Annotated in this window: 12 protein-coding genes; 5 read left to right on the top strand and 7 right to left on the bottom strand. The window is 39.9% G+C overall.

The window, feature by feature from the left end:
- The first annotated feature begins 1 nt into the window (after nt 1).
- Nucleotides 2-874 carry a helix-turn-helix domain-containing protein gene (locus ABFX33_RS19270; protein ID WP_346087562.1) on the top strand — a complete coding sequence of 291 codons (873 nt, stop codon included), beginning with the start codon at nt 2-4 and terminating at the stop codon, nt 872-874.
- Here ABFX33_RS19270 and ABFX33_RS19275 read toward each other — a convergent pair whose 3' ends face one another.
- The 6 genes from ABFX33_RS19275 to ABFX33_RS19300 all read right to left on the bottom strand — a co-directional run bounded on the left by ABFX33_RS19275 (nt 875) and on the right by ABFX33_RS19300 (nt 6,663).
- On the bottom strand, nt 875-1,582 hold the full coding sequence (locus tag ABFX33_RS19275) for an HAD family hydrolase (protein WP_346087564.1): 708 nt from the start codon (nt 1,580-1,582) through the stop codon (nt 875-877).
- 2 nt (nt 1,583-1,584) lie between these two features.
- Nucleotides 1,585-2,574, bottom strand: coding sequence for a lysylphosphatidylglycerol synthase transmembrane domain-containing protein (locus ABFX33_RS19280; protein WP_346087565.1), 990 nt, complete (start codon nt 2,572-2,574; stop codon nt 1,585-1,587).
- On the bottom strand, nt 2,564-3,517 hold the full coding sequence (locus ABFX33_RS19285) for a CDP-alcohol phosphatidyltransferase family protein (protein WP_346087567.1): 954 nt from the start codon (nt 3,515-3,517) through the stop codon (nt 2,564-2,566). Before ABFX33_RS19285 ends, ABFX33_RS19280 begins: the two co-directional genes overlap by 11 nt.
- Nucleotides 3,498-4,382 carry an ATP-grasp domain-containing protein gene (locus tag ABFX33_RS19290; RefSeq protein ID WP_346087569.1) on the bottom strand — a complete coding sequence of 295 codons (885 nt, stop codon included), beginning with the start codon at nt 4,380-4,382 and terminating at the stop codon, nt 3,498-3,500. Before ABFX33_RS19290 ends, ABFX33_RS19285 begins: the two co-directional genes overlap by 20 nt.
- Nucleotides 4,383-4,395: 13 nt before the next feature.
- Nucleotides 4,396-5,136 carry a nucleotidyltransferase family protein gene (locus ABFX33_RS19295; protein WP_346087570.1) on the bottom strand — a complete coding sequence of 247 codons (741 nt, stop codon included), beginning with the start codon at nt 5,134-5,136 and terminating at the stop codon, nt 4,396-4,398.
- A gap of 198 nt (nt 5,137-5,334) precedes the next feature.
- Nucleotides 5,335-6,663, bottom strand: coding sequence for an inositol-3-phosphate synthase (locus ABFX33_RS19300; RefSeq protein WP_120260811.1), 1,329 nt, complete (start codon nt 6,661-6,663; stop codon nt 5,335-5,337).
- Nucleotides 6,664-7,163: 500 nt separating this feature from the next.
- On the opposite strand from ABFX33_RS19300, the gene ABFX33_RS19305 reads away from it, so the two are divergent.
- On the top strand, nt 7,164-9,023 hold the full coding sequence (locus ABFX33_RS19305; protein ID WP_346087572.1) for a CocE/NonD family hydrolase: 1,860 nt from the start codon (nt 7,164-7,166) through the stop codon (nt 9,021-9,023).
- A gap of 123 nt (nt 9,024-9,146) precedes the next feature.
- Here ABFX33_RS19305 and ABFX33_RS19310 read toward each other — a convergent pair whose 3' ends face one another.
- Nucleotides 9,147-10,355: a CynX/NimT family MFS transporter gene (locus tag ABFX33_RS19310; protein WP_346087574.1), complete on the bottom strand. Its 1,209-nt coding sequence runs from the start codon at nt 10,353-10,355 to the stop codon at nt 9,147-9,149.
- A gap of 96 nt (nt 10,356-10,451) precedes the next feature.
- Here ABFX33_RS19310 and ABFX33_RS19315 point away from each other — a divergent pair, with 96 nt between their 5' ends.
- From ABFX33_RS19315 to ABFX33_RS19325, 3 genes are all read left to right on the top strand, one after another.
- Nucleotides 10,452-11,297, top strand: a complete 846-nt coding sequence (locus ABFX33_RS19315; RefSeq protein WP_346087575.1) for a helix-turn-helix domain-containing protein — start codon at nt 10,452-10,454, stop codon at nt 11,295-11,297.
- Between the two features lie 425 nt (nt 11,298-11,722).
- Nucleotides 11,723-13,033, top strand: coding sequence for an NYN domain-containing protein (locus tag ABFX33_RS19320; protein WP_346087577.1), 1,311 nt, complete (start codon nt 11,723-11,725; stop codon nt 13,031-13,033).
- A 319-nt stretch (nt 13,034-13,352) separates the two neighbouring features.
- The gene (locus ABFX33_RS19325; protein WP_346087579.1) at nt 13,353-14,198 is read left to right on the top strand and encodes a hypothetical protein; all 846 of its coding nucleotides are present in this window, start codon (nt 13,353-13,355) and stop codon (nt 14,196-14,198) included.
- The last annotated feature ends 4 nt before the right edge of the window (nt 14,199-14,202 follow it).

Below are 14,202 nucleotides of genomic sequence, written 5' to 3' on the forward strand. Positions count from 1 at the left end.
CATGTCCTCTATCGATAAACTCATTGACAACAGAGATTTTTTCGCTTTTCACATCAAAGGAAACAAATCCAAACCGGTCTTCAGCCCACAGCAACAACATATATTGGCGAACAAGAGCCTTTATTCACTCTGCCTAATAAAAAAGGGGGAAACCTCTTTTATTATAAATGACGAACGGGTACAAGTTGGACAGCATCATCTGCTCTTGACTCATCCCTCGTCGAAAGTCAATGGAGCATCTGTCACCAAATCTTGGGACTGTGAAGTCTATCTGATTTTCTTTAGTATAGATTTTACGTTTAAATTGGAATTTCAAAAAGACTTTTTTGACTTCACAAAAAAGTCGCTCGCATTGGATAGCAATCACATTTTTTCACTTTCGGCACCCGATGCCGCAAACCTGTCTAACCTATTCAAGCAGTTTATTCATTACGACAAGCAAAGTGGGGACTATATTTTCAAGCCACAGATTATCAAGTCGCTGACGGAAGTGCTGTTTTGCGAGATCGCGCGTTTAGCCAGCCAAAACATAAAAAATATTCCCGTGGTACCTTCACGGAAAAGGGAAATATTGGCCAATTTCTACTTGCTATTAAAACAATCTTTCCGTCGGGAACATATGGTACAGTTTTACGCTTCAGAATTAGGTATTACACCCAAACACCTCTCGGTGATCACGAAAGAACTCACCGGAAAGCCGGCAATAGAATTGATTCAGAATGTTTTGGTGGAAGAGGCTAAATGTTTGCTCCGTCAAGGGCTATCGATCGGAGAAATCGCGAAACAGTTACATTTCTCAGATCAGTCTTTTTTTGGAAAATTCTTTAAGCGAAATGTAGGCATATCGCCTAAAGAATTTAGGCAAAAAGCCTGATTAAACAAAATCCTTGAGATCAAAGATGGTACTAAATTGTTTATCTGCGGCAGAAGTATCCTGTAGTTTATCTTCTCCCCAAGTCTGTCCTTTCAGCCATAGCGTCTGACAACCGACAGCCTTTGCTGGCGCCATATCCTTACTATAGGAATCACCCACGACTAAGATCTCAGCAGCAGGCAAACCCATCGCCTCGACACCAAGCGCATAAATTGCAGGATCTGGTTTACGTACTCCCACTACCGCAGACTCAACAACCGCTTTAAAATAGGATAAAATTCCAAAATCAGCCAATACAGCTTTTAGATTTCCATAGAAGTTGGATACCATCACAATGGGATATTGATCGCCCATAACGGCCAATAATGGCTTTACCTGTGCAACAGTATCTTTGGCAAGAGAATAACCGTCAAATGCGATTTTATCAGCCAATTGCATATCCAGATCATAGCCGGCGGCAATAAGATATTCAAACTGTACTTTCAATTTCGCTTCAAGTACTTCCAGGAAATTAAAATCTGGTTTGATAATCGGCTGAATCGCCATTTGACGTTCGGCGTAGGCGTAGGCTTCTTGAAAGGAATTCAGGTTAACCGGAACTTGATATTTTTCGTAACCGGACCATATCACTGCCCCCCAATGTCCCCCATTCGTATCTAATGTACCTCCGTAATCAAAAATGATTCCCTTAATTATAAACTTATCCATTGCTATTTCTTTTTAACTAAACTCATCCAACCTAAACCAATCATAATCCAAACAATCTCTCTGATCCTTGTCACAATCCCCATAAAAATACCGACCGAAGCAGGCAGGCCTATGCTCATCACAGCCATCGCCAAACCACCTTCACGAGTCCCTAATTGCATTGGGAAGAAAAACACCAAATTAGCAAATAGCGAGGATCCGGAACTAATGATCATCGCATCAATAAAATCAATGTTGATATCCAGTGCCAGGCCGATAAAATAGATTTCAAAACAGCCGACTACCCGGGCAACAAATTCCCAGAGGAGAGCTGTATAAAATCGGTCTCTACGATTTTGAAATAGATTCTTCACCTGTTGGTCAACATCGTTCAATGTTTCGAACTTTGCCTCCAGCAGATTATTGATTTTCTTTCCAACTAAGGGCAAGCGCGACAGGGTCTTTAATAAAGAAACTGTAATTCCTTTTTTATAGAATTTTGTAAATAACCAGGTACATACAATAGCCATAACAAAAATTACGGCACAGGCAACATCAACCAGGGTACTCGCCGGTACAAACCATAGAATCAGGAAAACAGATACCACCCAAAATAAAATATGGGATAGAATGTGCATAACACCATATAACAGAACGGATGATCCTGCTTTTGAACCGCCAACATAATTTTTCAGTTCGATAATGCGGTAAGGTTCTCCCCCTAGCGCCACAAATGGCGTAATGTAATTAATGGCATAACCAGACACCGTTAATTGCAAAACTTTCCAGAAAGGAACATTGGTCTGCGGCAATTGCGGCTCCTGAATAATCGCTTTAAAAGCCATGGCATTCATCCAGTAAAGAACAGCCCAGCTACCCAATACCGGCAAAAACCACCAACCAATTTTCTCCAGATTCGTCCAAATCTCCTGAACCCCCATTGCATGAATCATATAGGCCAAGGTGCCTATACCAATCAGCATAAAGAGTACTTTATAGATTTTACTCCCCATAAGTTGGATCGTTTGTTAATTTATCAACAAAATAACCACTTACCTTTTCCTGTCTATTACACATATAGATTAAGATCGGGTTTAAAACAAACATATCAAAGAAAAAGTAAATCCACGGTTGACCGATAAACAACCAAACAAAAAGGAAGATTACCCGTGTATTGAACTGCACAATGTTGGTGTACTTCATCAATGGTTTATTTTTCATTCTGAAATCAACCATCAATTGTTGGGGCAAATCATCTTTGTATCGGGATTTGACGATATGCAATAACTTCTGCAATTTTGGGGATAGCTTTTCCTGATTTCGGGTGTAGCCCCTATAACCATTCAACACAAACTTGCTAAAAAAGTTCTTCCGCCAGGATAAGGCATCGTAATCGACTTTCAAATCACGCGTATTATCCAATTCGCTTCCTGCCTTACCTTTGATAAAAAAGAGGTGGACATTGCGGTAATAGTCAGCCATTGCAGATTGCAACATATGGGACACCCCAGCAAGGATACAAAATACCCACAACCATTCCGGCCAGCCTTCATTGATACTGCGCAAACAGATGGCAATATGGATGGAAGCAAACCAAAAATCGCCCGCAAAGCCGTCCAAAATGCGACCAAAGCGACTTTTATTATCTGTCATCCGGGCCAACTGTCCATCTGCACTATCCAAAGAGTTTGCAAAGACCAACAACAGCATTCCGATCACATTAATCCATAGTTCTTGGTAATAAAATAAAATACCGGCCGCAACACCAAAGAAAATACTTATGATTGTTACAGCATTGGGTGTAATCCCAATTTTAGCACATACCTGTGCAATACGAAAACCAATTGGTCTATAAAACCAAATATCTATTTTCTCTTCTGTATCGTTGGATTTTAAAGATTGTTCGAATGCACTCAAATTCTCTTCTTCGATTACATTAACTTGTTCTCTCTGCATTGTGGTTCTTTTCAATAAATTTATGGTAAACCATTTGCGCAATGGCTTCAGCTGCTTCTGCCCGACAAGGAGCAAAACTGGGCCAATCATTTAGATCAATAATATGAAAATCTCCATTTGCATCAATAATCACATCACCGCCATAGATATGGACATCCAGTACTTCCGCTGCACGATTGGCTACTTGCTTTAAATTAGCCAAATCAAATGGAAAATGGACAACTTCATCATTGATCTGTTCGTACAAATCGTACTTATGATGATTATGTTCATAGGGATAAAAGTAGAAAAAGAAATCGGTATCCCTAACCGCATAAAACTTTAATAGATCTCCTGCCAGATGCTCAGAGATAACGGCTTCCTTAATCCCCCGGAGCGCATATTCGTTTAGGATATGCTGTGCTTCTTTGAGACTGGCGGCAAAAGTGACGTCTTCCTTATGGATTGCATGGAAGTCACCTCGTTTGATCCAGACACCCTTTCCTTTCAGTTTCTCAAAAATAGCCTGTATGTCTGCGACCGTTGAAATGACGATACTCTTCGGATAGGGAATCCCCCCTTCCAGCAACTTAAGCGTCATATTTTTCCGAAAACAGCTTTCAATACCGAAACCTGAATTCAATACATTAACACCATTATTTTGAAGGGATTGCAGCTTCTTAACCAAAGTCTTTGTTCTTCCCATTGTCAGAACATTCTTCTGTTTGATAGCATCCAAAGCTAAGAACTCGTCTTCATTACAAATTTCAACTGACGCACCTTGCTCGGTCAATTTTAGCACAACTTCATTAAATATTGCAGCGTCATTCCCCACATGATTGGGAGAAAAACGGTTTTTACGCGTCACGCCTAAAATAGAAATCATTTCGCTCATTTTACTAACTAACTTCCTCACTCAAAAACTGTTCCGCTACAACACGGTCTTTCAAGTGGTCGATATCGACTACTTTTTCAAACACAAATGCCTCAACATGCAAATCGTTTTCCAAAAGCGCACGTTGAAAGTTACGCATTCTGGAATTTCCTGCCGCAACGGAACTTAATGCACAGCACATTGCCGCTTTACGAAAGCAATAAATACCCCCTGAAACAAATTTTGTTTCCGCTGTAGCCTGATCTAAAAATGCTTCCACCTTTAGCTCCTGATCTGTGTTCACATAAAGCGGGCTCTCGTCATCGACAAATGGTGTGACAGCCATAAAAGCGTCTGCATTTTCCTTTTGTTGGAAAGCTGTTAGGTATTCGTGAAATTCATGGGGTCTAAAAACAGTATCTGTGGTTGTCAGACAACAGGAGGTCCAATCTGGATTGCTTTCGACCAATAAGGCAAAACTATGTAGGGAGCTTGGTGTATCCTCCTCGATCAGGACGATAGGAAGCTCGAATGCTGTATGCGTTAAAAATGTCTTCAATTCAGGTGATTGTCTGTTGATAATAACGTGCACTTGTTGCGCACCTTCTTTAGCAAAGACACGAATCAATCGTTCAATTAATGGAACACCATGTAAAGGTAGCAGGGGCTTAGGCAAATTAAAGCCTTCTTTTCGCAATCGAGATCCTTCTCCCGCCGCAATGATAGCAAATTCCATTCCTTCTAATTGCAAAATAAAATCATTCATTAAAAAAGTAAAACCCCTGTCACGATCTTAACGTTTGCAAACGCAAAAATTTACAGCGGGTTATTTCCGGACAATTGCTTGATAGCCCCCTCCATCATCTCTAAATAGAGCGGGTTATACAAGTTCATGTAATAATTGTCCCGAAGAAAAAGGGGAAGAACTGCCCGAAGCAATTATTCCCCTTTTTATAAAGGTAATTTATTGAATACTGTCTACTAACTCTTGGTAATAATCTAATCCCAAGTGCGTAATCAAATCCTCGCCCATAATATGACGCAAGGTATTTTGCAACTTCATTAATTGTTTGAAGATATCATGCTCAGGAGGTAAACCTGGTGCAGTTTGTGGGGATTTCAAGTAGAATGATAACCACTCTTGGATACCTGACATGCCAGCACGTTGCGCCAAATCAATAAATAATGCCAAATCCAATGCAACCGGAGCCGCTAAAATTGAATCCCTACATAAGAAATTAATCTTAATTTGCATTTTGTAACCTAACCAACCAAAGATATCGATGTTATCCCAAGATTCTTTGTTGTCCCCGTGAGGTGGATAGTAATTGATACGTACTTTATGGTATAGATCACCATATAGTTCAGGATTCTTTTTCGCATCTAAGATTTCTTCCAATACGGATAATTTAGAAACTTCTTTCGTTTTGAAGTTTTCAGGATCATCCAATACCAATCCATCACGGTTACCTAAAATATTTGTTGAGAACCAACCTTCAACGCCAAGCGCTCTTGCCTGAAGACCAGGAGCAACAATTGTTTTCATCAATGTTTGACCAGTTTTGAAGTCTTTTCCAGCAATTGCAACACCATATTCATGAGCTAACTCAACGATCGCAGGAACGTCACATGTCAAGTTTGGTGCACCATTAACATAAGGAGCGCCTTCTTTTATAGCCGCATAACAATAGATCATGCTTGGCGGAATGCGTTGATCGTCATTATCCAAAGCCTCTTCTAATTTTGCAATTGTTGAGAAAGCTTCGTTTGTTTCAATATAGCGTTCAGTAGAACCACACCATACTAATACGACACGGTCTAAGCCGTTTTTTTCTTTAAATTCGCGAATATCACGTTGTACGGCATCAGCCAATTCGCGACGTGTTTTCTCTGATTTGATGTGCGTGCCGTCCAAATTTTTAACAAAATTGCGATCAAACACAGCTTTCATTGGTTGAATTGCTTCCAATTCAGCTTTTACAGCATCAAGTTGGCCTTGTTCTAACACCTGTGCTTTTGAAGCAGCTTCATATACGTTATCTTCATATACGTCCCAACCACCAAAAACGACATCTTCCAACTTTGCCAAAGGGACGAAATCCTTGATTAAAGGATTTCTATTCTCCGTGCGCTTACCTAAACGGATTCTGCTCAATTGAGAAACAGATCCTATTGGTTTTGAAAAACCTTTGTTTATAGATGCCACACCAGCGATCAATGTTGTAGCCACAGCACCCAATCCCGGAATAAGAATCCCCAATTTACCATTGGCATCTTTCACTTGTTGTCCCATATTAATTCTATATACTTAAATTGTTATTTAATTGATGTTTTATGATAAAATAATTCTTAAAATTAGCTTAAAAAAACATATTTCATATCCATCGTCACTTTATTTATAAAATCATGACAATTGCTGTTTCGATGCCTATTCGAAGGCAAAAGAAACGAGATGAAATGAATAAGCAGCCCGAGCTTATATCGTCCATCTCACTGAAATATAAGGTATTCGATCATAGTTGCGAAAACAAAATATAATCATAACTAATTTAACTCAATATATTAACATTAAAAAACTAATCCAAATACAATTCGAAAAAAGTTATTCTTTCTAAAAAATTGGTCAATTTTTCTTTTTCTATTCTATATAAATATGACAATAAAATTGGAAAATGACTTCGGGAGCGTTACCTTTAGGCTGATAATTGATGAAACCGTCGTGAGTTTAGGCTAAACGACTGTAAGATGTTTATGTAAACCATGAAAAATCAACATTCCTAAATAATTATTTCAATGAAAACTACCATTTCGTTTCTGGCTTTAGCATTGTTAACCGGGAGCCAGCTCCATGCACAGACTGCCACAGATTCCGCTTATGTTCGGGATTATTATGAGAAAACCGAAGTAACGGTTCCGATGCGAGATGGCAAGAAATTGTTTACCGTAATCTACAGCCCCAAAGATAAATCCAAGAAATATCCAATTTTATTAAACCGAACACCTTATACCGTGGGGCCTTATGGCCAAAATGAGTACAAGAAAAGTTTGGGTAACTTCCCATCGATGATGCGGGACGGCTATATCTTTGTCTATCAGGATGTCCGTGGAAAGTGGATGAGTGAAGGTGATTTTGAAGATGTTCGACCAACAAACCTGAGTAAAGATAAAAAAGCGATCGACGAGAGCACAGACACCTATGACGCTCTCGAATGGCTACAGAAAAACGTGAAGAACTACAATGGAAAAGCGGGTCTCTATGGGATTTCCTACCCGGGTTTCTACTCCACAGTGGGGCTAGTCAAGACCCATCCCAGCCTCAAAGCGGTCTCGCCACAGGCTCCGGTGACCGATTGGTTTATTGGGGATGATTTTCACCACAATGGTGTATTATTCCTGCAGGATGCTTTCACATTTATGTCAACATTTGGTGTGCCACGTCCAAAACCGATAACCCCCGATCAATTCAAAAGTAACATTCAGATCAACGAGGTCGATAAATATAATTTTTTCCTTGAAGGCGGAACCGCCAAAGAGCTCAAAGAAAAGTATTTTGGCGATTCGGTCAAATTCTGGAACGACCTCTTTAAGCATCCCAACTACGATGAGTTTTGGAAATCACGTGTCATCACCAATTATCTACAAGATGTCAAACCAGCTGTGATGGTTGTTGGCGGTTTTTTTGATGCCGAAGATGCCTATGGTACATTTAAAACCTATCAATCTATTGAAGAAAAAAGCAAAACAAATAATTCGATTTTGGTTGCGGGTCCCTGGTATCACGGTGGATGGGTTCGCGCAGCAGGAGATCATTTGGGCGACATTCAATTTGAGAAAAAAACAAGTATCACCTATCAGGAAAAATTTGAACAGCCCTTTTTCAGTCACTACTTAAAAGAAGAAGGTAGCTTCTCTGCTGCCGAGGCCAATATCTTTATTTCGGGGAGTAATGAATGGAAGCAATTCGAACAATGGCCACCCAAAAATGTCGAGACAAAAAAACTTTATTTTCAGCCACAGGGCAAACTTGGTTTTGAGAAAGTCCAACGCACGGATTCATGGGATGAATATGTAACGGACCCCAACAAACCTGTTCCGCATCAAGGCGGACTCATCCAAAACCGTACACGCGAGTACATGGTCGATGATCAACGTTTTGCCGCCAATCGCCCCGATGTCATGGTCTACCAAACAGCAGCTTTGACCGAAGACATTACCATTGTCGGCCCGATCAAAAACTTCCTTAAAGTATCATCAACAGGTACCGATGCGGATTATGTTGTTAAACTCATCGACGTTTATCCCAATGATGCCCCCAGTTTTGAAGGAAAAACAATGGCGGGATACCAAATGATGGTTAGAGGCGAAATCATGGCTGGAAAATACAGAAACGGCTTTGACAAACCACAGGCGCTGACTCCCGGTCTCGTGGAAAAAGTAGATTTTGTGATGCCGGATGTTGCGCACACCTTTAAAAAAGGACATCGTATCATGGTTCAGCTACAAAATTCCTGGTTCCCATTGGCGGAACGGAATCCACAGGTATTTATGGAACCCTATACTGCGACCAAAGCCGACTTCCGTAAAGCAACACAGCGCATTTTCCATGATGTCAATAATGCGACCTATATCGAATTTGACATCTTAAAAGATTAAATCGAGGTGAACCAACTTGACAATATCAACAAGTGGTTCATGAGTAAGCTATCCACATAGACAGCAGCCCCATTATTTTAAAATAATGGGGCTGCTAGCATTTACCAAATGTTGTTTACGCGATTATGATTCTTCCACGAATTTATTTTCTGCCGCTTTTATTCCTGTCAATAACAACAGGACAATACTAGCCGCAAGAAAATAAAAGGAGTAGTTCCAGGATGGGTCTATCTCATGCAATTTTCCAAAAATCGGTGGGCCGAATGCAGCAATCAAATACCCGACTGATTGCGCCATTCCCGAAATTTTGATTGCATTCGCTGTCGATTTTGCCCTTAAACTAAAAAAGAGAATAGAAAGGCTAAACGACAGGCCATTGGAAAGCCCTAATAATATGGCTGCAACATAGATCCCATCTAGCTTATATAAAAAGAAGATCAAAATGCTGCCCAACATACCCACCGCAACAGCAACAGCCATCAGTCGCTGATCTTTCATTCGGTGCGCAATAATAGGCCCGACAAACATAATGGGGATCATTGCAATCTGGATCAAAAACAACAACCAACCGGTGTCTTTGGCAGCCATCCCATAATCGACCAATACCTTGGGCAACCAGGAAATCAAACTATAATAAACCAATGATTGAATTCCCATAAATATACTGATATACCAAGCCAATCTGGATTTAAAAATATGCCCAATCCCAGTCTGCACTTGCTTTTTCTGCTCCGGAATAACATTCTTCTGCCCACGTAACTGGTCAAAAAAAACAGCAATAATCGATCCTATCGCCAACACTACCCAAACACCCAGGGAACCTCTCCATCCAAAGCCAGTCCATTCCCCCAGACGTAGACTAAAGCCTGATGCGAATGCTGCCGTCAAGTTCATCGCTACAGCAAAAATACCAGTCATCAGCCCGATGTTATTGGGAAAACTGGTCTTAATATATCCTGGAGCTACAACATTACCCACACAGATTCCTAAGCCGATCATGACGGATCCCACAAACAAAGAGGCTGTACCGCCCCCTACCCGCACAATGATGCCCACAGCAAGGACAATCAATCCAAACAACAAAAAACGATGCATACCCTGAACGTGGGAATACTTACTCACCAGGACCGAACAACTTGCAAACATAAAAAGAGGAATTGCCGTCAATAAACTACTTTGAAAGCTATCTAATGTAAGATAGTCACTGATCTGCCCCAAAACAGGCCCCACAGCCGTAATCGGCGATCTCAGATTCGTTGAAACTAAAATAACAACCAATACAGACAACCAGCTCCAGGATACAGTGTTTGATTTTTGCATATTATTATTCATATAAATTATTTATTTCTTGGGTGTAATAGCTAATGTTTAGCGGATGGATCCTTCCACTAGTATACGGTATTACCGCATGATGAATACACCTACAAGATGATTTGTTGCAAAGATATATTCAGTTATTTAATTAAATTTGCCATTGATTTAATTTATAACGACATGGGCTGTTCCAATCATATTGATACAATTGATAATATAAAAAAATCTAATTTTGTCTGGTTCGAAGAAAATTGGGTTCACGACGATGCGTTACATACCCATCGTAAGGCGCAGTTGATTTACGTCGAGCAAGGTTTTCAATACCTCACCGTTGAGGGAAAAATGTACCTCCTCCCCCAGAATCATGTGGCGTGGGTTCCCTCAAATGCTTTACATAAGACCAATTCACATTCCGAGAGTATCAAGTTAATGATCGTCTTTTTTGATATCGAACAGGAAGATCCATTTTTCGAAAAGGTTCAAATATTCGCTGCTCCGAAGGTGTTAAGAGAGATGATCCTATATGCCGAAAAATGGTCAAAATTGACGGAAGAAAATGAACATGAAACAATTTTCCTTCGTGCACTCCTTAACGAACTCCCCGCCTTCGGATCCCGCTTATTGCATCTAGAAATTACGCTGCCGAGTGAAAATAGATTACAGATAGTCTTAAATCACCTACACGACCACTATACCCATCCTATTAAGATGGAAGAAATTGCGTTATTATCCAATCTTTCCCTGCGCACGATCGAACGATTATTTAAAAAGGAAACGGGAATGACACTGGTTAAATACCAGCAATTGTTGCGGATAATTAAAAGTCTTGAATTATTAAGCACAGGTGAACTGACCATATCCCAGATTGCCTACAAAGTTGGGTACCAAAGTGTACAGGCTTTTACAAATAGTTTTTATGCTGTCATGGGTTACCGGCCCTCCGCTTTTATTGAGCTTTAACGGCATAACAAGAAAGTGTTTGTAGTTTTTTAGCTACAAAATTTAAGCGATTCATTAAAAATAATAAACAACATTTGCATATGTGTAAAATACACACTATCTTTGTTGCATCATAATTTAGGTTTATAATTGGTTATTTAAGGTTTTCATTCTCCCCGTTTGAAAACCTTTTTTTTGTCCCTATACTTCCTATTAAATTCTATTTTACGTACCTTTTATGGCTGATCCTGTTATAATCTCATGTATAAAATAGGGCAGGAAATCTTACTAAATAGCAGCCTTCAGAAAATCATCATTCAAATTAAATTCTTAAAAAATTCAATAATTCTTCAACAATAGTGTATTTTTAACCATATGTTCAAAATAGGAGAATCCTATTTCGTAACATAAACATACAAATACATCGAAAATATAAATAAACACATATGGCAGAGCATGGGGATTTACAAATCGCAATATTAATCGATGCGGATAATGTTTCTTATCGAAAGATCGAAGAGATTCTGAACGAAGTCAAACGCTACGGTATCCCGACGATCAAACGGATCTACGGTGACTGGACCAATCCTTATGTCGAAAAATGGAAGGATAAGCTCCTCACCCATGCGATAACCCCCATCCAGCAGTATAGCTATACCCAAGGTAAAAACTCCACCGATTCAGCTCTTATTATCGACGCGATGGACATCCTACATTCCGACAGGGTCGATGGCTTCTGTATCGTATCGAGCGACAGCGATTTTACAAGATTGGCAACCCGTTTAAGAGAATCGGGTAAGTTGGTGATCGGTATTGGAGAGAAAAAAACGCCGAAACCTTTCATCGCTTCTTGCGACAAATTTATTTATGTTGAGATCTTTGAAAAGAATCCAAAAAAGGAACCTAATACAAAGAAAAAACAGCAGAATCAACCCAAAGCGGCACCTGTAGACAATCCAACCAGCATAGCTGTGCTTGACGAAGAGACACTGGAATTATTAAAAGACACCGTTGATGACACCGCAGATGAAAATGGATGGGCATTTTTAGGGGAAATTGGTAGTCTTTTCAATAAAAGAAAACCAGATTTTGATGCGCGAAATTATGGTTACGATAAAATGTCCCACCTTTTTAAAGCCTATACAGAGGATTTTGAAATCGAAGAACGTAACACGGATAAATCGCGAATAAAACATTATTACATTCGAAATATTATCAAACGACCTTTATCTGCTGTCAGCTCATCACCAACAGATGCAGACAAAAAAACAGTAGCAACCACTGACGCAAAATCACAGGAAGTTACGGCAAAACCTACCAATCAAAATGCACGAAAAAAAGGTCGCCAAAATAAAAAGCCGCAAGATGCAGTGGTAGCGGAAAATCCTCCCAAAGAGCTTCCAGCAGTTCAACACAAAGAGGAACAACAAGCAGTAGAAAATATCGCTCAAAATGATTCTCCCAATCGTATGTTATTTCCAGCAGCAGGAAATAAAATTACGGCGGATGACACAAAAAAAGCGCAAATCAGAATTACGAAAGATTTTAAGCCTCTATTTCCAACGAAATCACAAAAGCTCCGGATCGTTATTGATTCCAATGAGTATGAGTGCAATTTCACGTACCGTGGTCGTGGATTCCATGTCCTTAAACTAGGAAAAGAGGCCGCAACCCAACTTGGACTAGCGGAAGGTATCCAGCTAGAAATTACGAAACTCAACGAGCATACCTATACACTCCAAAATCAATCCCGCTAATTTTAGCGCCAGATGAACTGAAAAAAACACTTGAAGTACAGATTGAACCCAAGATAATTGTTCAATCTGTACTTCAAATGATACAAAATCTTGCACGTTCTCATGTACCTATTGCATCAGCAGCGTCTGATCCAGCAGCAGATTAAAATTCCCTGAAAACAAGGAGTATATCATCACTATTTTCCAGCTATATTTGTTTATATTCAGAATGACCTTAGACATTATTTAAGGATGATGACCCTGATAAAAAAATCCAAGGCAGACTAAATATCGGAACTGATGTACCGACAAATAAGATCATTCATTCTTGTTTAATACAATGGAGATAAAAAAGGCTTTCAATTATATATGGGTACTAAGCAGTACCCTCATAGTTCTCGCATGTGGGCAACGTGGCGCCGCAGATTCAGCGCAACCGTCGACTAGTGAAAATAATCACACGGACGTTCTGCCTTATGATTCCACAACGCGTACAATTCATGTACTTGTCGCATTATGTGATAATACTTATCAGGGAATCGTACCTGTTCCCAAAGCAATCGGTAACGGTCAGGATCCGGCCAACAATCTTTATTGGGGCTGCGAATATGGTATAAAAACTTATTTCAATCGCAGTAAAGATTGGAAATTTGTAAAAAAGTATAAAGCAAAAGGTGCAATCCTCGAGCGTTTGGTCTATAAACACAGATCTGAAAACTATTACCTTGTTGCGGATGCCTATGATGGCAAAGAGATCAAGCTATGTACAGTTGATTTTCTCCGAGGCCTTCATGGCCAGCTAAAAGATACACTACAGGTAGACAACAAGATTATCGGAATAGCAGGCAATGCAAAACTCAATGCTTATATCGGACATGATGGCCTTATGGATTTCCAACTAGACCAGCGTTTCAAAAACACCGACCGCCAAAAGCGGAATGCGATTATCCTCGCTTGTTATAGTAAAAAGTATTTTGCACCTCATATCGATAAGGAAACTGTAAACCCCATTCTCTGGACAAGCCATTTGATGTGTCCAGAAGCCTACAGTCTCCATGATGCGCTAACAGGGTATATAAACGGAGAAAGCAACGAACAAATTCAGGAAAGAGCAGCAAAAGCCTATTCCAAATATCAGAAATGTAGTCTCCGTGCGGCAAAGAACCTGTTGATCATCAACTGGTAACAGG

The sequence above is a fragment of the Sphingobacterium ginsenosidimutans genome (assembly GCF_039536865.1).
GTDB lineage: Bacteria > Bacteroidota > Bacteroidia > Sphingobacteriales > Sphingobacteriaceae > Sphingobacterium > Sphingobacterium detergens.

Coding starts and splice junctions, on each gene's coding strand:
- ABFX33_RS19270 (WP_346087562.1), top strand. CDS start 2: ATGTCCTCTATCGATAAACTCATTGACAACAGAGATTTTTTCGCTTTT.
- ABFX33_RS19275 (WP_346087564.1), bottom strand. CDS start 1,582: ATGGATAAGTTTATAATTAAGGGAATCATTTTTGATTACGGAGGTACA.
- ABFX33_RS19280 (WP_346087565.1), bottom strand. CDS start 2,574: ATGGGGAGTAAAATCTATAAAGTACTCTTTATGCTGATTGGTATAGGC.
- ABFX33_RS19285 (WP_346087567.1), bottom strand. CDS start 3,517: ATGCAGAGAGAACAAGTTAATGTAATCGAAGAAGAGAATTTGAGTGCA.
- ABFX33_RS19290 (WP_346087569.1), bottom strand. CDS start 4,382: ATGATTTCTATTTTAGGCGTGACGCGTAAAAACCGTTTTTCTCCCAAT.
- ABFX33_RS19295 (WP_346087570.1), bottom strand. CDS start 5,136: ATGAATGATTTTATTTTGCAATTAGAAGGAATGGAATTTGCTATCATT.
- ABFX33_RS19300 (WP_120260811.1), bottom strand. CDS start 6,663: ATGGGACAACAAGTGAAAGATGCCAATGGTAAATTGGGGATTCTTATT.
- ABFX33_RS19305 (WP_346087572.1), top strand. CDS start 7,164: ATGAAAACTACCATTTCGTTTCTGGCTTTAGCATTGTTAACCGGGAGC.
- ABFX33_RS19310 (WP_346087574.1), bottom strand. CDS start 10,355: ATGAATAATAATATGCAAAAATCAAACACTGTATCCTGGAGCTGGTTG.
- ABFX33_RS19315 (WP_346087575.1), top strand. CDS start 10,452: ATGATTTGTTGCAAAGATATATTCAGTTATTTAATTAAATTTGCCATT.
- ABFX33_RS19320 (WP_346087577.1), top strand. CDS start 11,723: ATGGCAGAGCATGGGGATTTACAAATCGCAATATTAATCGATGCGGAT.
- ABFX33_RS19325 (WP_346087579.1), top strand. CDS start 13,353: ATGGAGATAAAAAAGGCTTTCAATTATATATGGGTACTAAGCAGTACC.